General features: G+C 69.4%; 18 protein-coding genes and 1 pseudogene. 10 read left to right on the plus strand and 9 right to left on the minus strand.

From position 1 onward, the window contains the following. Positions 1-173: 173 nt before the first annotated feature. Positions 174-407: pseudogene (locus ACWEJ6_RS51320) on the minus strand (dienelactone hydrolase family protein); the annotation flags it as partial. Positions 408-742: 335 nt separating this feature from the next. Here ACWEJ6_RS51320 and ACWEJ6_RS51325 point away from each other — a divergent pair. Beyond that, entirely contained in the window at positions 743-1,636 is an 894-nt protein-coding gene (locus tag ACWEJ6_RS51325) for a LysR family transcriptional regulator (RefSeq protein WP_452432877.1), read from the plus strand. Between the two features lie 517 nt (positions 1,637-2,153). Here the strand turns inward: ACWEJ6_RS51325 and ACWEJ6_RS51330 are convergent. The 3 genes from ACWEJ6_RS51330 to ACWEJ6_RS51340 form a co-directional block, all read right to left on the minus strand. Then, a complete protein-coding gene (locus tag ACWEJ6_RS51330; protein ID WP_452432878.1) occupies positions 2,154-2,540 on the minus strand; it encodes a hypothetical protein in 387 nt (128 codons plus the stop codon). A 576-nt stretch (positions 2,541-3,116) separates the two neighbouring features. After that, positions 3,117-3,518: a hypothetical protein gene (locus ACWEJ6_RS51335; protein ID WP_452432880.1), complete on the minus strand. Its 402-nt coding sequence runs from the start codon at positions 3,516-3,518 to the stop codon at positions 3,117-3,119. Further along, positions 3,472-3,834, minus strand: a complete 363-nt coding sequence (locus ACWEJ6_RS51340) for a hypothetical protein (RefSeq protein WP_452432881.1) — start codon at positions 3,832-3,834, stop codon at positions 3,472-3,474. Before ACWEJ6_RS51340 ends, ACWEJ6_RS51335 begins: the two co-directional genes overlap by 47 nt. A gap of 382 nt (positions 3,835-4,216) precedes the next feature. On the opposite strand from ACWEJ6_RS51340, the gene ACWEJ6_RS51345 reads away from it, so the two are divergent. Together ACWEJ6_RS51345 and ACWEJ6_RS51350 are read left to right on the plus strand one after the other, a co-directional pair. Continuing rightward, positions 4,217-4,768, plus strand: coding sequence for a hypothetical protein (locus ACWEJ6_RS51345; protein ID WP_452432882.1), 552 nt, complete (start codon positions 4,217-4,219; stop codon positions 4,766-4,768). Further along, on the plus strand, positions 4,752-5,333 hold the full coding sequence (locus tag ACWEJ6_RS51350; RefSeq protein ID WP_452432883.1) for an OmpA family protein: 582 nt from the start codon (positions 4,752-4,754) through the stop codon (positions 5,331-5,333). Before ACWEJ6_RS51345 ends, ACWEJ6_RS51350 begins: the two co-directional genes overlap by 17 nt. Here the strand turns inward: ACWEJ6_RS51350 and ACWEJ6_RS51355 are convergent. Next, positions 5,317-5,796, minus strand: coding sequence for a MarR family winged helix-turn-helix transcriptional regulator (locus ACWEJ6_RS51355; protein WP_452432884.1), 480 nt, complete (start codon positions 5,794-5,796; stop codon positions 5,317-5,319). The two genes, ACWEJ6_RS51350 and ACWEJ6_RS51355, sit on opposite strands and share 17 nt — an antisense overlap. A gap of 55 nt (positions 5,797-5,851) precedes the next feature. On the opposite strand from ACWEJ6_RS51355, the gene ACWEJ6_RS51360 reads away from it, so the two are divergent. Beyond that, entirely contained in the window at positions 5,852-6,181 is a 330-nt protein-coding gene (locus tag ACWEJ6_RS51360; protein WP_452432886.1) for an antibiotic biosynthesis monooxygenase family protein, read from the plus strand. 28 nt (positions 6,182-6,209) lie between these two features. Here the strand turns inward: ACWEJ6_RS51360 and ACWEJ6_RS51365 are convergent, their stop codons facing one another. Continuing rightward, a complete protein-coding gene (locus tag ACWEJ6_RS51365) occupies positions 6,210-6,665 on the minus strand; it encodes a MarR family winged helix-turn-helix transcriptional regulator (RefSeq protein WP_452432887.1) in 456 nt (151 codons plus the stop codon). Positions 6,666-6,715: 50 nt separating this feature from the next. Between ACWEJ6_RS51365 and ACWEJ6_RS51370 the strand changes: the two genes are divergently transcribed. Together ACWEJ6_RS51370 and ACWEJ6_RS51375 are read left to right on the plus strand one after the other, a co-directional pair. After that, the gene (locus tag ACWEJ6_RS51370) at positions 6,716-7,147 is read left to right on the plus strand and encodes a hypothetical protein (RefSeq protein WP_452432888.1); all 432 of its coding nucleotides are present in this window, start codon (positions 6,716-6,718) and stop codon (positions 7,145-7,147) included. Between the two features lie 72 nt (positions 7,148-7,219). Next, positions 7,220-8,521 carry an aminotransferase class V-fold PLP-dependent enzyme gene (locus ACWEJ6_RS51375; protein ID WP_452432889.1) on the plus strand — a complete coding sequence of 434 codons (1,302 nt, stop codon included), beginning with the start codon at positions 7,220-7,222 and terminating at the stop codon, positions 8,519-8,521. A 76-nt stretch (positions 8,522-8,597) separates the two neighbouring features. Here the strand turns inward: ACWEJ6_RS51375 and ACWEJ6_RS51380 are convergent, their stop codons facing one another. Next, on the minus strand, positions 8,598-8,912 hold the full coding sequence (locus ACWEJ6_RS51380) for a hypothetical protein (protein WP_452432891.1): 315 nt from the start codon (positions 8,910-8,912) through the stop codon (positions 8,598-8,600). On the opposite strand from ACWEJ6_RS51380, the gene ACWEJ6_RS51385 reads away from it, so the two are divergent. The 3 genes from ACWEJ6_RS51385 (at position 8,896) to ACWEJ6_RS51395 (ending at position 11,322) form a co-directional block, all read left to right on the plus strand. Continuing rightward, positions 8,896-10,284: an OmpA family protein gene (locus ACWEJ6_RS51385; RefSeq protein WP_452432892.1), complete on the plus strand. Its 1,389-nt coding sequence runs from the start codon at positions 8,896-8,898 to the stop codon at positions 10,282-10,284. The genes ACWEJ6_RS51380 and ACWEJ6_RS51385 overlap by 17 nt on opposite strands. Positions 10,285-10,475: 191 nt before the next feature. After that, on the plus strand, positions 10,476-10,814 hold the full coding sequence (locus tag ACWEJ6_RS51390) for a MerR family DNA-binding transcriptional regulator (protein WP_452432894.1): 339 nt from the start codon (positions 10,476-10,478) through the stop codon (positions 10,812-10,814). Between the two features lie 223 nt (positions 10,815-11,037). Further along, on the plus strand, positions 11,038-11,322 hold the full coding sequence (locus ACWEJ6_RS51395) for a hypothetical protein (protein ID WP_452432896.1): 285 nt from the start codon (positions 11,038-11,040) through the stop codon (positions 11,320-11,322). A 2,370-nt stretch (positions 11,323-13,692) separates the two neighbouring features. Here the strand turns inward: ACWEJ6_RS51395 and ACWEJ6_RS51400 are convergent. Continuing rightward, on the minus strand, positions 13,693-14,487 hold the full coding sequence (locus tag ACWEJ6_RS51400; RefSeq protein ID WP_452432898.1) for a neutral zinc metallopeptidase: 795 nt from the start codon (positions 14,485-14,487) through the stop codon (positions 13,693-13,695). A 195-nt stretch (positions 14,488-14,682) separates the two neighbouring features. Further along, the gene (locus tag ACWEJ6_RS51405; protein WP_452432900.1) at positions 14,683-16,113 is read right to left on the minus strand and encodes a glycosyl hydrolase family 28-related protein; all 1,431 of its coding nucleotides are present in this window, start codon (positions 16,111-16,113) and stop codon (positions 14,683-14,685) included. 521 nt (positions 16,114-16,634) lie between these two features. Here ACWEJ6_RS51405 and ACWEJ6_RS51410 point away from each other — a divergent pair. Further along, positions 16,635-17,033, plus strand: a complete 399-nt coding sequence (locus ACWEJ6_RS51410; RefSeq protein ID WP_452432901.1) for a hypothetical protein — start codon at positions 16,635-16,637, stop codon at positions 17,031-17,033. The last annotated feature ends 251 nt before the right edge of the window (positions 17,034-17,284 follow it).

Genomic DNA, 17,284 nt, shown 5'->3' on the forward strand with positions numbered 1-17,284 from the left:
GTGCAGGGCCTCCCCCGCGCGCCGGTCCGACGCCCGCCAGGCCGCCGACGCAGAAGATCGCGCGCGGGTTGATGAGGTCACCCGGCCCGCGAGCGCGTCGTACACGGCGGCGCGGGCTGGGCCGGGGCCGCCCACTTCGGCCTTGCGGGCGAGGCCGCGTTCGTACCGGTCTTTCACCTGTCCACCTCGCCGTCGTGGCGAGCGGTGAAGGCGAGGAGGCGGTGCCAGGCGTCGGTGCACGCCTCCCGCCACTGCCCGTAGGAGGCGTCGAAGAAGGAGTGCGGGGCTCCCTCGTACGTGTGGGCCTCGTACTCCTTGCCCGCGCGGTCGAAGGCGGCGAACAGCTTGCTGTACTCCTGGGACGTGGTCGCCACGTCATCGCCGGCGAGCAGCATGAGCAGCGGCGCGGACGGCTGCGCCGTACGGCCGCCGAGGAAGCGCGGCGGTCCCTAGAAGCCCGCGGCGCCGGACAGGCCGAGCCCGGCGGCGCCCAGCCGCCAGGAGTAGCTGCCGCCCAGGGCTCGACCACATCGTCGGAGATCGTCATGGTCGCGTAGTCGAACCCAGTCGTCCCGGACACGTGCACCCAGTCGCCGTCGATCACCGCTCGCGCGCAGCCGATCTCCTCTTCGAAGGTGGATCCACTCAAAATCACGCGTCGTCCTGTCATGTGGCGAAAGGTAGGCAACCAGCAGCGATATGCCCAATACCTTCCCAAGGATCATCTGATACCTCTAAAGGTATGGACCGTCCTGAGCTCAGCCTCCAGCAGCTTCACGCCTTCGCGGTCCTCTCCGAGGAACTCCACTTCGGGCGCACAGCGGAGCGGCTGGGCATCGCGCAACCGCCCCTCAGCCAGCAGATCCGCCGCCTGGAAGCGAAGGTCGGGCACCCGCTGTTCACCCGAGGACCCGGCGCGGTCGCCCTCACTGCGGCAGGACACCAACTCCTGCCCGCCGCTCGGCGCGCACTCGACGAGATCGATGTCGGCCTGGACGCGGCCCGACGCATTGGCAGCGGTGAGGCCGGTCGTATCCGGATCGGCTTTGCCGCATCGCTTGCGCTGACCGTCCTGCCGGGCTTGTTGCGCGCCTACCGCGATCAGTTCCCTCAGGTGGAGATGGAGATCCGTGAGATGACCACAACGCCGCAGGTGACCGCGCTGCACGAGCATGTGATCGACGTGGGGCTCCTGCGCGAGCCGCCGGACGAGCCGGGGCTGGCGACCGAGACGATCTTGTCCGAGGAGTTCATCGCGGTCCTGCCGGCCGCCCACCCCCTTGCGGCCCAGCGCGTCCTCCCGATCAAAGCACTCGCGGACGAACCGTTCGTGCTGCTGCCCCGCAGTACCGGCCCAATGTTCCACGACCGGATCCTCACCTTGTGCCGCAGTGCGGGTTTCGAACCCCGCCTTGGCCAGCAGGCGGTCGAATGGCAGACGGTCTGCGCGCTCGTCGAGGCAGGACTGGGAGTGTCTCTCGCCCCGGCGAGCATTCGCCGGATCCGCCTCAACGGTGTCGCATACCGTCGGATCGAACCGAACAGCGCACGCACCCCCGTCGCAGTGACCTGGCGTCGCGACGACCAGAACCCCCTGGTCACACGATTCCTGGAGGTCGTCCGCAGCGAATCCTGAATCCCCTCCTCGCTCTCCGCACATCGACCAGCACATCGGAGTCATTTGTCTGGACGTTGATCCACTCGGTGGAGGTGGTCACCTCTTCGGCACGGCGAGGTGCCCGCCGTCCAGCTCGAACGGCGCGGTGACGTCGGTCGCGAAGTAGCGCCGCGACCCCGACGTATCGCCCGGCAGGGTGAAGCCGGGCAGCGCCACGTCGGGGCCCTGCCGAGCGCAAGCTTTTAGACTAGATCACTGTCCTGGCGGTGACCGATTCGCCCTCCGCGATGCGGCGCAGGGTCGCCATCTGGCGCTCGTTCAGCTTCGCCCACCGACGCATATCACCAGATGACATCAGGACGCCACCGTACACAACCAGATTGCGTGACGAGGGCTGTCAATTCAGCGCCTGCCGGCTTGCTCGATGACGGCCAGGATGTACTGGCACTGCCCGCTGAGGGTGACGATCTCGATGAAGTCGCAAGCCAGCAACGCATCAGCTTGGCCGCCGAGGTGGTCTACCGGGGCGCCCAGCCTATGAATAGTCGTCCTCGTCGTACTGCTCCAGGTGCAGCAGGGTGCGGATCTTTCCCCCCGCTGATTTTCCGTCGTAACGGATGGCGTTCAGCACCTCTTGGACCAGTGCGTCGCGGGTACGGGCACGGGCGGCCCCGAGCCAGTGGCGTTGGGCCTTCAGCGATTCGGCCTTGAGCCGGCCCATGGGACCGCGCAGCGCCATGGGCCAGGCGGCATCGGTCAATTGCCGGATCTGTGTCTGGTTCGTGGTGGCGACCTGCGCCGCCCGGCGGCGTAGCACCGTGACGGACTGGCCGCCGTTGATCGCCTGTTCGAGTCGCTCGAGGGCGATGTTGTACGGGCGCACGATGCCCAGATAGCGCCGGGCCGCCTGATCGTTGGTCAACGTCGTCCGGCTCGGCGTCGCCCGTGGCGAGGGGGTCCCCCGTGGCGAGGGGGTCGCCCGTGGCGAGGGGATCGCGGTCGTGGGTGAAGGGGGCGCGACTGCGACGTGCTGGGTCGTGTCCACGGACTCGCCCGAGCACCCCACGATCATGGTGGCGAGGACTAACGTTCCGGCAATGATGCGCACAAGTCCGCCATTGATCCACTCCGTCACCGGCATGTCAAGCGGCCGGTTCATCGACCGGCCGTGCCTTTCGCTTCGACGCGGCGGAGGCGGTCCCGGGCAGAGATGCGTTCGATCTTCACGATCCCGTCGTGGGCGAACGTGAGGGCCGCAGCGCCCTGCGCCTGCCAAGAATCACGTCCATGCACGTCAGGCAGACCATGCATCGCATCCGAGGTCCGCTGCCAGCCATCCTGCCTGTGAACGCAAATGACCAGGCGATGGCTGCTCGGTCGTTGCTCGCATGTACGCGATACAGCACGGCACCCGTCGGCACATCCTGACACGACGACGCCGGATAATTCCGGCCAATGCAATACAAAACAGCACCCCGTGACACTGAGCGACATCAATCTAGTGTACGGACCGTGTACGGCGGGTGGCGAGCGGGACGGTGAGCGGGAAGGCGGCGGCGATGGCGGCGGCGTCAGGCTCGCCGTCCAACGGCCGCCCGGTGCCGGCGGGGCTGATCGGCAGGGGTGCGGTCAATCCGGCGCTGTCGAAGCCGACGGCCAGGCTGGTGGTCTCCGGTGGCACCTGGTAGGTGGCCCACATCAGCGCCGGGCTGCCGGGGGTGGCTTTGGCAAGCGGCCCGGAGTAACTGCACAGGCAGCGGGCCCGGACCTCGGCGTTGTCCTTCTTCATCGGGTAGTAGACGGAGAAGCGCGGGTCGTCCAGAAGGAAGAAACCGGAGGCGGCCTGAATGTAGTCATAGGGGGTGTCGCCGGCCAGCTGGCCGGCGTGGAAGCCCCTCAAGCCGGACCTCGCCCTGGTCGGCGCTGATCCTGAAACGCGCGGTGACGGCGTTGGGGGCGCTGCGTTCCAGCCCGATCACGTCGATGCGTGCCGTGGCCACGCCGTCGGTGTGGCCGTCGCCGTACAACGTGGCCAGGGGCGGAGCGTCGGCGGCCGGCGTGCCGCCGTCGGCGGTGGCTGCGGAGGGGGTGGCGGACGGCACGACGGACGGCTGCCGTGCGGTGACCGCGGGGGCTGACGGGACGGAGCAGCCACCGAGTAAGAGCAGCGCCGCGATCAGAATCCGGCCGCTCGTTGAAAGCCTGCCAAAGTTCATGATCCGCCATTGAAGCAGCAACTATTTCCGACGTTCGTCTTCGGCGGCCCAGCATGACCCTGGTCACGACCGCCGAACTCGAAAGTGAACGGCCGCTGCTCCCGGCGCGGCTTGGCGGTCCGGGTCACGACCGGGTTGTCGAAATCTCTGGTCGACCAGCGCGATTTCGGTTTGTACGGCGACCGCGGAGGCCGCAAAGGTTGGCACTGCCGAGAAGACAAAGGGCACGAAGGAGGCCCTATGCTTGTGATCGAGTTCTGCCATCCGGGTCCATTGCGCTGAGAGGAATCAAGTCGCCGAAGGGCCGGCCCGGCTGACATTGCGCCACGCCCCTTCGCATATCAAAGGGGCAAATGTCGGCTATGTGTAGACTCCCGGGTCCATGAAGAGCCGCTTACTGATTTCCGGCGCCGCGCTGGCCATGTTCTTATCGGGGTGCCAGTTCGGCCCTGCCCCGTCCACGCCGTCCACGTCGGGCGAACGTCCCATGTCCTCGACTGTGCCGGTGGCGCCGGCGTCCGCCTCCGCCCCGCCCGATCAGGTGCTGGCCGGCCGGGAGGGCAGCGTGGAAGGCAGGCGGTTCCGCATCGACGTGGTCCAGCTGGTTCGACGGGACCGGTTCGTGAACCTCACCTTCACCCTCGCCCTGACGGCGGGCGACGGCTGGCAGGTGCACGATGCCTTCTCGGCCGTCCCGCAGGCGAACCCCACCATCGACGGCGTCTACTTGATCGACACGGTCAACGCCAAGAAGCACCTTGTCGCGCTGGACAGCGCGGGCGGGTGCGTGTGCAGCCGGACCAAGGACCTGTCGCTCAACCCTGGGGACACGGCGGTCTTCTCGGCGACCTTCGCCGCCCCTCCGGAGGGCGTGAAGTCCCTGGACGTCCACATCCCCCATGCCGGAACGCTGGCCGATGTCCCCCTTTCCTGACCTCCTGCTGGCGGCGGCGCTGCTCGCGCCGACGCCTCGCCCGCCCGTCCAGGTGCCCGTCAACACCGCTCCTCCCGCCACCGCGCCGGTCCTGGACCTGAACGGCGAGGTGCAGGGCATCACCGCCGACGTCCTGGACATCGGGGAGCGCATATCCAACCTGGACGAGTCGCTGATCCAGGAGACCCGCGGCACCCGCGACAAGATCACTGTGGCGGCCGACGTGCTGTTCGCCTTCGACAAGGCCACGCTCACCAGCAAGGCCAGGAGCCGGCTGGCGGAGACAGCCAGGCTGCTCACGACCAAGGCGCACGGCAAGCAGGTGCTCGTGGACGGCTACACCGACGCCAAGGGCTCCGACGCCTACAACCAGACGCTCTCCCAGGCCCGCGCCCGGGCCGTACAGCGGGCCTTGACCAAGCTCCTGGCGGGCTCCGGGATCACTTTGACCGTGCGGGGCCATGGCGCGGCTGACCCGGTGGCACCGAACACCACTCCCGAAGGCGCCGACAGCCCCGCCGGCCGGGCCAAGAACCGCCGCGTGGAGATCAGCTTCCCTCGCTGACCTCGCTGACCTCGCGCTCGGCGGTTGGGGGTTGCCCGGTGAGGTTCCGGGCGCAGGCCGAGAGCAGCGTGGCCAGGTGCCGTACCTCTTCGGGCGGGAAGCCGGTGGTCATGCGGTGCTCCACGTCGAGCACGATCTCGTCGGCCTGGTCCAGCAGAGCTCGGCCGGGGCCGGTGAGCGTGATCGGCAACGCGCGACCGACGTCCGGCCGTTCGGCGACGGAGACCAGACCGATCGCGGTGAGGCCGCCGAGCACGTCGCGCAGGGACTGGCGGGTCACGAAGGTACGGCGAGCGAGTTCGGCGGCCGGCGCTCCCGGGGCGTCGGCCAGGGCCCGCAGCAGCGCGTACTGGGAAAGGGACAGCCCCAGAGGTCGTAGCCGCTCCTCGCAGGAGCGGCGGAACGCCTGGTCGACCTGCTTGACCAAGTAGCCGATGCGGTCCCGGACATCCTCTTGACTCATGACAGGAACCTTACACATACTGAGGCATGTAAGGAACCTGACAACAGGAGGGGCCATGCCGGCCACCACGATCACCACCGACGCTCCCGTCGCCACGCTGATCAACGTCTTCACCGTTCAGGCAGACCGTCAGCGGGAACTCGTCGACCTGCTCACGCGGGCCACCGAAGACGTCATGCGGCACCTGCCCGGGTTCGTCTCCGCCAACATCCACGCCAGCACCGACGGCGTCCGGGTGGTCAACTACGCCCAGTGGCGGTCGGCGGACGACTTCCACGCCATGCTCGACATCCCGCAGGCGCAGGTGCACATGCGGCAGGCCGCCGCCCTCGCCGACCACTTCGACCCCCACCTGCACACCGTGGAGTCGATCCACCACCGGTGACCCCCGGCCACCACGTCCCGGCAGTCGCTCACGTCTGCGGCCCGGTCCGCGGGGGCCTGGCGTTGACGTCGGCGATCGAGGCGCGAAGCTTGGTCACCAGCCGCTCCAGGGTGCGCACCTCCTCGGCGTCCCAGTCCGCGGTGAACTGCATCCACCGTTCCCGGCCGACGGCCTCCAGCCGGGCCAGCTCCCGCCGGCCGTCCTCGGTGAGGGTGATCGGGCTGGCCCGGCGGTCGTTCTGGTCGGTGGTCGCCCGCACCAGCCCCTGCCCGATCAGCGTCTGGATCTGCCGGGTCACCGACGACTGGTGCACGCCGAGCTCCTGGGCCAGGTCGGAGGTGCGCGCCGGTTCCTTGACGGCCAGGAGTTGCAGCGTGCGCAGCAGGCCCGCGCCGGGACGCTGCCGGCGCGCCCGCTCGATGCCGTCGCTGAGCTGCAACAAGGAGTCCAGCATCCGTTGAACGTCGTTCTCGCTCGGTCTCATGCGATCAGTGTACTTGCTTGCGGCAAGCAAGTAATGTTAGCGTCGAAGACATGAACGCGATGCAGATCTCCTCCCAGCGCGCCAACCCCGTCTCCGTCGCCGTTTCCCCGCTGGCCGTCCGGCTGGCCAACACCGCGGCCTGCCTCGGCGTCGCCCTGTTCGTCCTGACCATGGCCGTCGCCGCGTTCGGCGCCGACCCCGGCTCCACCGTCTGGAACCGGGCCGGCGGCGTGCTCGCCGGCTCCCTGATCTGTCTGGTCATGGTCAGGAAGGCGCGGGCCGGCCAGCGCGGCGCCTACACCCGGGTTAGGTGGATCACCGCCGTGGCAGGCGTGACGATGATGGTCACCGCGGTGATCGCCGGCTCCTTCCCCTTCTGGTTCCGTGCCGAGCAGGTGGTGCACGCCCTGGTGATCGCGGCACTGGCCTGCGCGCTCAATGTCCCGGCCCTGCTGGGCGACCGTTCGAACCGGGCCCGGTGACGACGCGCGCGGTCGTCGCGGATCGTCCGATCCTCTGTGCAGCGCCACCTCGCGCGGGATAGGACGGAAGACGTGAGTCAGCAACTGAACAGACGGGCCCTGTTCGGTGTGGGCGTCCTGGCCGGAGCGGCGGCAGCCTGCTCCTCCTCCACGCCCCCGTCGCCGCCGCAGCCCGCGCCCTCCTTCAACCCGCGCGACTGGGCCTCCGTCCGGGCCCAGTTCGCCCTCCGCCAGGACGTCGCGCACTTCGCCGCCTTCACCCTGGCCCCCGCGCCCGCCCCGGTACGCGCCGAGATCGCCAAGCACCGCGACGGCCTCGACGCCGACCCCGACTACGCGCCGGTCCGCGACCAGGACCCCGACCAGCCCGTACGCGAAGCCGCGGCGAGGTTCCTCGGCGGCCGGCCCGAGGACGTCGCCCTCACCGACAGCACCACCATGGGCCTCGGGCTGATCTACTCCGGCCTGCGACTGCGCCCCGGGCAGGACGTCCTGACCACCGAGCACGACTTCCTGGCCACCCACGAGGGCCTGCGCCTGCTCGCGGCCCGTACCGGCGCGCGGGTGCGTAAAGTCCGCCTCTACGACGACCCGGCCAAGGCCACCGCCGACCGCATGGTCAGCGCGATCAAGGCGGCGCTCGGCCCGCGTACCCGGGTGGTGGCGATCACGTGGGTGCACTCCGGCACCGGCGTGCGCCTGCCGGTCAAGCAGATCGCCGCCATGCTGGCCGACGTCAACGCCCGGCGCGACGAGCACGACCGCGTCCTGCTGTGCGTCGACGGCGTGCACGGCTTCGCCGCCGTGGCCGACAAGGTGACCGACCTGGGCTGCGACTTCCTGGCCAGCGGGACGCACAAGTGGTTGTTCGGCCCGCGCGGCACCGGCGTGTTGTGGGGCCGCGCCTGGGACGCCCTGTCGCCGGTCATCACCAGCTTCGGGCAGAAGTCGTTCGAGATCTGGCAGCTCGGCACGCCGCCCGGCCCCACCACGGCCGAGCTGGCCACCCCCGGCGGGTTCAAGGCCTTCGAGCACCGGTGGGCGATGCCTTCGGCGTTCGCGTTCCAGGAGGCGATCGGGCCCGACCGGGTGCAGCAGCGCGTCCAGGAGCTGGCCGGCAGGCTGAAGGCGGGGCTCGCCGGGATCAAGCACGTCACGCTGGCCACCCCGATGGACCCGGCGCTGTCCGCCGGGCTGGTGTGCTGCTCGATCACCGGCATGGAGCCCCTGCAGGCGGTCGACGCGCTCCGCCGGAGCAAGGTGGTGGCCGGCACCACCCCCTACAACGGGACGTTGCTGCGCTTCGGCACGACCATCGTCAACACCCCCGAGCAGGTGGACCAGGCCGTCAAGGCCGTGGCGACGCTGGTCTGAAGCTGTCGTCTCCCCCTTCACCACGCTGAACCACCGGGGAAGCCGGCCTGGCCGGCTCGACTGCTACACCGCAGGTTTACACCAGTGGTTTGATGTGCCGCTGGTGAACAGGCAGATATGGTCGCGTCTCGTTGATGCCCTGGTGGGCGGTTGAGTGGTTTCTGTGACGGGGGCGATGCAGGATGAGGCGCGCGATGCCGGCGGCCGGTCTGGCGATGGTGATCATGTCGGCGAGTGCGTGCGGCACCGGAATCCCATCCTCGCAGCGCTCTCCTGAGCAGGCCGGTCGCACCTCCGTCCCCGGTGTGGTCGCGACGTCGTCGCAGCCCGCACCGAGGGCCGAGGGCCGGCCGCTGGGCAGCCGGTCCCTGGGGGTGAGCAGCAAGATCACCGTTCAGCTGCTGGCCCTGGACCGGGTCTCGGCCCAGGCCGTGGTGGCCCGCTGGCGGGTCCGCAACGACCTGAAGGAGGACTACTCCTTCAGCGCCAGCCTGGCCGTCCCGTGGAACAGCGCGAACATCGGCCAGAACGCGATCGGCGGAGTGTCCTTGCTCGACAGCGGCAACGACCGCTGGTACTTCCCGCGCGGCTACCGCAACGGCGACTGCCAGTGCACCCGGGGCTGGCCGACCGTCAAGGCGGGCCAGGAGCAGGAGATGGTCGCCGTCTTCCCCGCGCCGCCGCCCGGCGTCACCCGTCTGGACGTCCTGTTCCCACAGGCGCCGCCGTTTCTGGACGTTCCCCTGGGGCAGGCGCCGCCGACCCCCTTACGCGTGCAGGAGGGCGAGGATCCGGTGGATCCAGACTCCGCCCGCGTCGGCGACCCGGTGACGCTGTCGATCGTGAACCAGGTCGAGCAGGCGGGCGCGGCCCAGGACGACGACGGCCGGGTGGTGTCGGTCAGGCTGTCGACCGACGTGCTGTTCGCGGTGAACAGGGCCGATCTCTCGCGCGCGGCCCATGCCGCCCTACGGGAGGTGGCCGCGCAGATCGACCGGTCCCCCGGTGACGAGGTCCGCATCGACGGCCACACCGACGACACCGGCACCGACGCCGTCAACGACCCGCTGTCGCGACGACGCGCCGACAGCGTGCGAGCAGCCCTGAAGAGGCTGGTCACCCGCTCGGGCGTCCGCTTCCACGCGCGCGGCCACGGCTCTCGTGATCCGATCGCCGACAACGATCGCGCCGAGGGTCGCAGGACCAACCGGCGGGTCGGCATCACCTTCGACCGGCCATCCGCGGCGCCCGCCGATCAGGCACGGGCGACCGCCAGTCGCTCACCGGCCGCCGTGCCGTCCGCGGCGGCGACGGGCACGACGCTGCCCGTGCTGGGCAGCGCCCGGGCCGGGAAAGCGCCCGGCATCGAGGGCGCCGCCTGGCCGGACAAGGCCGAAGTACGCGTCAACGAGCTGAGCAGGGACGCGGGCGGCTACGTGAATCTGGTGTGGACCCTGCGCAACGACGGTGACACACCGCTCAACGCCTGGTCCTCCTCCCACGACTGGGGCGGCGTGTACGCAGAGGCCAGCACCAGCGCCGCGGCACTCGTGGACGGCCCCCGCCGTTACCGTCCGCTGCGTGACGCCAAACACCACATCACCGTGGGCCCTTACCTGCTGTCCGTGCCGCGCCCGGAGTACCTGGTGACCAAGGGTGAGGAGTACACGCTGTGGGCGATGTTCAAGCCTCCTGCGGACGTGTCCACCGTCACCGTTCAGATCCCGGGCTTCGAACCCATCGACGGTCTCGCCATCCGGTGAGAGTTTCGCCGTGCCTCTGGCCGCCCGGACGGGGCGGTGGACGCGCTGCCATTGCACGAAGTCGGCACAGAGATCGAGGTGCCGACGTACGGATAAACCGGAAAGGAGTGTTGAACACCATCAGGATCGCCCGTCGCCGGCGTATCGCCGCACGGGTACCGCAGTAAACCTCATTCGGGCCCCGGCGCATCATGGCGCGGGCCCCCACCGCCGCACCCGCCGCATCCGGCCAGAGCCCTGAGCAACGGCTCGACGACGACTACCCCGCCTACAGCTTGGGACGGGCCGCGGAGATCCTCGGCGTCACCCCGGCGTTCCTGCGCAGCCTCGGCACCGCCAAACTGATCGAGCCGCTGCGTTCCGAAGGCGGCCACCGCCGCTTCTCCCGCTACCAGCCACACCTGGCCGCCCGCGCCCGCGAAGTCGTCGACGCGGGCACCCAGCTGGAGGCGGGGTGTCGCATCATCGTCCTGAAAGACCAGCTCGCCGAGGCTCTGCGGATCAACGAAGAACTCCGTCAGCGCGACTGACCGCCACATCGCGGCTCGGCCGTGCCGGGGCACCGCACGGCATACGCGAGGTGTTCTGTGACGACCACGGCGAGGACCCGTCTCCGGCCGGAGGCGAACGGTCACTGCACCCGCCGGGCCCAGGTCTGGCATCAAGCCATTGTCCAGGCACCGGCGAAGGAGGCGGGTTCCAGGAATTTGTGCTCGCCTTTGTACGACGCGGCGGACATTACTAAGACATTCCGTGACACTGTTGGTAACGAAGGTAAACGATACAGACCACCCCCAACTGGCCGACGCCATCATGCAGCAGGCCAATGCGGCCACCGCTGCGGTCTCCGAGCAGAGCAGGCAACTGCTGGCCCCTCTCATGCCGGACGGCCTGCCCTACGAGGACGTCTTCGGGAGCGGGCCACGCTCGGCGCCGCTGTGTGGCACGTTCTCGATGGACGGCCACGGTGGCGCCGCCGCGCCGTCCCTCGCCCAGGTCGCCGAGCGCACGCCTGGACTCGTGCCCTGGGCCGCCTGACCAGCCCATCTTGCGCGTGCGGCGTAGGTGTCGAGCAGGACGCGGGCACGGTCGTAGCCGAGGCGGGCGCGGGCGGTGTATGGGCAGATGTCGCCGGCGGCCGGGCGGCGTTCTGGATAGGAACAGCAACCCGTCGGTGCGTAAGGGCTGTTCTGGGCTCACGTGAACCCCCACGGCCAGTTCCGGCTGGACATGGACACCCGGCTCGACCTCGCTGCGGCCCCAGCGGGTCCCCGACGTCGGGTTCCGGCGCTGGGAGAACATGCCAGGCAGCGCGGCCAACGCGCGATTCCTACCAGCAGGCCAAGTAACTCCCGGGTACCGCCAACGACTCCTGCCAGTCTCCACCACCCCGGGAGCGGCGGCGGGTGTGCCAGGGCTCACGATCGTGGCGAGGCGCGGGCCAGCAGCGCGGCGGCGGGCGGGGGGCGCGCTCGCCCTCGCCCAGCCGGATCTGCCGACCCTTCTGGTGCAGCACCCACGGCGCCATCCGGGTTGCCGCGCGACGGCGATGCCGGTCTCGGGCAGCCTCACTCCGCGGGCGCCGTCGCCGAGGTCACCGCTGAGGTCGGCCAGTCCGGGCAGCACCAGCCCGGCAGCCGTCTGTGCGGCGGCCAGCCGCTCACGTAGTTCCCGCACCTGTTCGGCGTCGCGTTCACGTTCAGTCTGGGCGGCGCGGGCCTACTGTGCGGCGGCCACCGCGCGCTCGCGCTGGAGGTCGCGCTCGGTGCCGGCCTGGCGCAGCTCGTCCTCGGCGCGGGCCTGCAGCCGCGCGGCTCCGGCGGCTTCGCCCTGGGCGGCGACCAGGGCCGAACGCGCCTCGGTCGCCTCCTGACTGGCGGTCTCGGCCCGGGCCTGGGCCTGACGGCTGTCGTGCTCGGCGCGCTCGCGGGCGAGATCGGCATCAGCGGCCGCGGCCCGCAGCGTCTCGGCGCACCGGGCGTGCTCGTCCGCCGGTCACATGTTCCGCCATGGCGGGAAGCCGTATTCCCAGACTCTCGTAAAGGTGTATTGAGGGCTCTCAAACCCCTTGGCGCGTAGATAATCTATCCTGCCGTCGGTGCTTCTTCCCTTGACCAACGCGAGAGACCAGTCCGGCGGGCCAGGAGTGCGAAACACTACTTTGTTTCCTCCCTGCGGCATGACAACCCATAGGGTGCTGGGATCAGAGCACGGTTTTAGGATGATCCCGCGACCACCACCTGGCGTCTCAGGTGTATCGGCCGCTATGCATTGACCCGTGAATTTATTGACCAATTTTGCCTGGCCAAGAGTGCCTGAGCGGGGGAATCTGAACTTCCATAGCTCGGAGTCGTGACGGGTATTTGGATCGTTGGTCAGTCGGACAAACCCATCCATGTCCCCTGCGGGACCCCTTGCGTTCATCATGCGCTGATGGCGGGGCTCCGGGCCTCGCTCGGCGTTCCAAAGCTGGAAGAAGCCTGCGGGCCAAGCATAAGCGGGCGCCACGGCGAGTGAAGCCGGAAGAACAGCTCCTGCGAAGAGGACTCTCGTAGTCTTACTCAGCCAACCATGATCGCGCATGACTACTCCGTTTCTCGGCGCGGTGCCTCTGGAGAAAGGTCAACCACGACCGGGATGGGATCAGGCGTCCGGCCCTCGTTCGTGGCGGGGAATTCGTTGCGGGGCCGGTAAACCCTGTTCGCGTTAGCGCAAGCTCTCGCGCTCGCGGGCCGGGCGGTCTCTGCGCTCGCGGGCGGGGGCGACCGAGAGGTCGACCGTTACCAGGCTGAAGGCCGCAACTCTGGCCGCGGCGATGGCGGACAGGCGGAGTGAACAGCGATACACGCGAGCCTCCTCTTCTGGGGCAGCCCAACTAGCTGACATATACCCCCAAATGCTGCTATATCGCCCGAATCCGGTAATGGGCGGTTGCGGAATCGGTAGGCCCGGAAACTCCCTTAGCTGCCGCTCTTGAGGTGCCACCGGAATACGCCAGAACGGGCGCCGCGCCGGGGGGCGCTGACTGAACAGACCTGAGTTCTGTCCATTCCTGGGACGGCATCTGACCTGGTCAGCGCCATGGGACCGCGAAGGAGCCAATCCGGTCCCACGCCGGGCACCGCCATCCACAGCCGAAACCTCGCCCCCGCTCCCACCGCCTGACGTGCGGTCTCTGGAGGACATGGCCCGTTTCCGCCGTATTCCGGTGGCACCCCAAGCAGCGCCGCAGCCCGTGAGTGAGACCGCCGTTCGTATCTCAACACGCGGAACCGCGCCTCGCGTGGTGATACTCGGGTGTGTCCCAGGACGCGATGAACGGTCGCGTGTGGTCCGGCCTGCGCGAAGCCTGCCCGGGAGATCAACGTCCGTGCCGGAGAGGCGATCCGGCAGGTAGGGGCTCTGCGATCAGGAAACCTTGGACGAGGAGACCGTCCAGGTGTTGCACGCCTGCGGGGATCTGGCGCGGAAGCCCTTGTCGAGCCAGACGGCGATGTTGCGGCCCTTGCCGTGGTCGCGGTTCTTTGCCTGCTCGTCCCCGCTGTCGCGCGTGATCTGGAGCAAGATCTCCCAGTCTTCCTCGCTGCGTTCTCCCAAGGAGTCCCAGACGCTCCCGGTGAACACTCCGCCAAGGCACTCCGCCTGCAACTCCATGCGGCGGTTCTGCTCGTTCAGTTCGCTCTTGTTCCGGTACGGATAGCGGTCGTAGCTGCGGGCGATCCCGGTGAGGTTCTGCACGTGGTGCCCGTACTCGTGGGCGGCCGTCTGGAACAGGAACAGGTCGGTGGGATCGTCGAGCAGGTCGTCGTCCAGAAGGACGAGGAAACGCCGTTCGGCGTCGCAGTAGGTGGCGGCGGCGGAGCCCCAGGGCTCTCCGCAGTACTTGCGTGGTTTGGTGATGAATCCGATCTTGGCCTTGGCGAAGGGCAGGCCTGCCCTCTTGAAGTGGGCGCCCCACGACCGGTTGAGACAGTTCAGCACCGCGGTCAGGTACCGCTTGGCGGAGGCGACGGTCTTCGGCCCGACTTCGCGCTCCGGGCACTGGCTCGCTTGGAGTTCGCCCGTACGGTACAGCTTGTTCGCGGTCAGCACCCGGGCCCGGATGGGGAAGGCGGACGCCGCGTGTGCTGTGTCCGACAACATGGTGCCGGATAACAGCAGGCAGGCGAGCGTGGTTGTGGCGACAAGGGTGACGAAACGCATGATCGCCATCTTAGGAGGGGCGCCGGGTCTGGGTGTCGGCGTCCTCAGGCGGGCCCGGCGGGGAAGCAGGGACGCGGGCGTCCTGCCCTGTGCGCAACCTCGAAGCCCTGGACACCCACCCGCATCCGGCTCGGCGCCCCGCAGCACGCTTCGGCTCACTGCTTCGATCGGTTCCGGAAGCTGATCGGGTGGCTCCTATCCCTGGTAACCGGGGATGGAGAGCTCCGGGACGGTGCTGCCGGCGCAGCGGGCGCGCTGGTCGGCGGTGGGGGCGGCGTTGCGCATGCCCACGACCGGCACGGCGCGGCCGTCGGCGTAGGTGTTGTCGGACGCGGTGAAGGCCGCCGCGTCCCCGGCGACCTGGGAGACGTCGGGGCGGCCCGGGGTCCCGGCGAGCGGGTCGAGAAAGCGGTTGCCGAAGACGGCGATCGCCTGCTCGGCCCCGGTGCCGGAGAAGTTGCGCCAGTACATGATCCCGCTGTGGTCAGCGGCGGGCGTGACCGTGCTGACGTCGTAGACGTTGCCGCAGACGACGACGTCCCGGAAGACCTTGGGGGCGTTGGTCACGTCGTAGGTGTAGAGCAGCAGCGCGGTGCCGTACAGGAGGTTGCCGGCGATGGTCGCGCCGGTGCCGTTGCGCACCTTGAGTCCGCCCCTGGCGTCCTGGGGCCAGCCGCGCAGCCAGTTGCCGGTGATCCGCAGGCCGTCGAAGCCCCAGGCGTACACGCCGTGATCGCTCTTGGCGCGGCTGCGCGGGTCGCGGTTGACGATGTTGCCGGAGACGGTCGCGTTGATGTCGCCCTTGATGCTGATGCCGCGCTGGATGTGGCCGAGGGCGGCGGGCAGGCCGGTACGGCGGCGTACCTCGGCGAGGCGCGCGGCGGGGGCCTGGGACCAGGAACGTCCGCCGGCCCAGGTGCTCAGCCATGCCGTCGAGGACAGGTCGGCGCCCAGGACGTTGCCGCTGATCGTCAGGTCGCGGGTGCGGTAGGTGAACAGCGGGGCGCCGCCGTCCACCTGCCGGTCCGACAGGAAGACCGAGTCCTGAACCTTGGCGCCGACCACGTTGGTGAGAGCCACGGCGACCTGGGCCGAGCTCGTCTGCTGCTCGTCGCCCCCGGTGGGGGTCTCCCCGTCGCCCATGCGGTTGACGAACACGCTGCGCCGGATGATCGGCCCGGTCTTGTAGGGGCTGTTGACGTCCAAGCGCAGGCCGTCGAACACCACGTTGTCCAGTACGGGCGTACGGTCCCAGCGGTTGGCGTAGGTGGTGTCGGCGAGAGCCGCGTTGGTCGTGCTGCGCAAGATGGCGGGTGTGACGGGGTCGCCCAGGATGGAGGCGGGCTTGCTCCAGTCGAGGCCGCCGGTGATGCGGTAGAGGCCGCCCGGCAGGTAGAGGCAGCGTCCCGAGGCGTACGCGGTGGTGATCGCCTGCTGCATGCTCGCGGTGTCGTCGGCCTGCCCGTCGCCCTTCGCACCGGCGTCGGCGACGGCGTTCAGCACGCCACCCGAGCAGGCCGGGTCCGCGGCCACCGACTCCGGCACCGCAGGAGCGGCACCGGCCATGGCCGGCTCGGCACCGAGCCCCGACACGACGATCACGCCCGCGACCAGCGCCTTACGCATCCGCCCTGCGTTGCTTGCTCGCATCGCCCGACTTCCTCCGGTTTCCCCGACGCCTGCCGCGACATGGTTGCCGCGCCCGCCCGTTCAGCAAGGTGATCTTGCCATACACGGCCGCCGGACGGGGCTGAAGCATCGGCTGCGGCGGGTGCCGACAGACAAAGCTGTACGCCCGCCTCGAGCTCCCGCTGGTCCGTCGCCCCGCACAACGAAAAGCCCTGGTCGCTGCCTCCAGCGACCAGAGCTCCATGGGGTACCGGTCTGTTTCCGACGCTGGACACGACAACTGGCCGAGCGAGCCGTCCTGGCCGGCGCCACGCTGCCGCCCGAAGGCGTTCCGCAGGCCTTCGGCGCGGCCCTGCACCTGTTGCCCCGTTCCTCCGTCCAGCCAGGTCAGTGCCGACCTCGCGCGAATAGTGTGCCCGCGAGGTTCCGTCACCATCGTCTTCCGGGTGGGGCGCGTGCGTGTTGAGGTGATCGCATGACCCCCATGAGCGCCATCAACCGGACAGCCCGCCGCGGGAATGATCGTGCTGACGCTGGCACTGGCGTGGACCAGCATCGAGCTTCAACGCGTCGCGGCGGACGGGGCCGCACCGTGGACCCGCGAGCGGATCACAGGCCGGCTGATCGGACCTGCGGTATCGCTGCTCGTCCTCGCCGTGTTGGGTGCCCGCGTCCACCTGTTGACGCGCGGTCAGCCGATCCACTGGCCGAAGCTGGTGCGGGTCGAGCGGGGAGTCCTCCTGACCATGGTCCTGGTGTGCGGCTGGCCCTACGTCCCTGCGGTCGCCGGCTCCTTCAGCGTTGGTGAGCCGGCCGCGCATCTGCCGGCGCCGGTCGTCGGTGTCGTCACCGTTCTGCCGACGATGCTCACCGAGCAGCAGGCGGGTGATGGGCTCAGCGGAAGCGGCGCTGCCTGACGTACGGGCGTCGCGCTCGTGGGGCCGTTCCGGGCCGCCCTCCTGCCCCGGATCGCGCCCGCTCAGCCAAGCGGCAGATGCCGGGTGACATCGAGCACGAGACCGCTCATCTTCGCGATCTGCCCGCCGCCCTCCACCATGAGCCTGCGACGGCCTCGCCGACGGCGAACGGAAGAACCGAGAGAACGGAGCCTCGTCCGTGACGGTAAGGTCCGAATCTGATCCTCCCCCTGCCGAGCACACCGGGCAGC

Source organism: Nonomuraea sp. NPDC004702, from assembly GCF_053601695.1.

What these genes read in the sequence shown, in the direction of transcription:
- ACWEJ6_RS51365 (WP_452432887.1), bottom strand. Translation starts at nt 6,665, where the DNA reads ATGAGACCGAGCGAGAACGACGTTCAACGGATGCTGGACTCCTTGTTG.
- ACWEJ6_RS51370 (WP_452432888.1), top strand. Translation starts at nt 6,716, where the DNA reads ATGAACGCGATGCAGATCTCCTCCCAGCGCGCCAACCCCGTCTCCGTC.
- ACWEJ6_RS51405 (WP_452432900.1), bottom strand. Translation starts at nt 16,113, where the DNA reads ATGCGTAAGGCGCTGGTCGCGGGCGTGATCGTCGTGTCGGGGCTCGGT.
- ACWEJ6_RS51360 (WP_452432886.1), top strand. Translation starts at nt 5,852, where the DNA reads ATGCCGGCCACCACGATCACCACCGACGCTCCCGTCGCCACGCTGATC.
- ACWEJ6_RS51340 (WP_452432881.1), bottom strand. Translation starts at nt 3,834, where the DNA reads ATGAACTTTGGCAGGCTTTCAACGAGCGGCCGGATTCTGATCGCGGCG.
- ACWEJ6_RS51400 (WP_452432898.1), bottom strand. Translation starts at nt 14,487, where the DNA reads ATGCGTTTCGTCACCCTTGTCGCCACAACCACGCTCGCCTGCCTGCTG.
- ACWEJ6_RS51410 (WP_452432901.1), top strand. Translation starts at nt 16,635, where the DNA reads ATGATCGTGCTGACGCTGGCACTGGCGTGGACCAGCATCGAGCTTCAA.
- ACWEJ6_RS51390 (WP_452432894.1), top strand. Translation starts at nt 10,476, where the DNA reads ATGGCGCGGGCCCCCACCGCCGCACCCGCCGCATCCGGCCAGAGCCCT.
- ACWEJ6_RS51345 (WP_452432882.1), top strand. Translation starts at nt 4,217, where the DNA reads ATGAAGAGCCGCTTACTGATTTCCGGCGCCGCGCTGGCCATGTTCTTA.
- ACWEJ6_RS51325 (WP_452432877.1), top strand. Translation starts at nt 743, where the DNA reads ATGGACCGTCCTGAGCTCAGCCTCCAGCAGCTTCACGCCTTCGCGGTC.
- ACWEJ6_RS51350 (WP_452432883.1), top strand. Translation starts at nt 4,752, where the DNA reads ATGTCCCCCTTTCCTGACCTCCTGCTGGCGGCGGCGCTGCTCGCGCCG.
- ACWEJ6_RS51355 (WP_452432884.1), bottom strand. Translation starts at nt 5,796, where the DNA reads ATGAGTCAAGAGGATGTCCGGGACCGCATCGGCTACTTGGTCAAGCAG.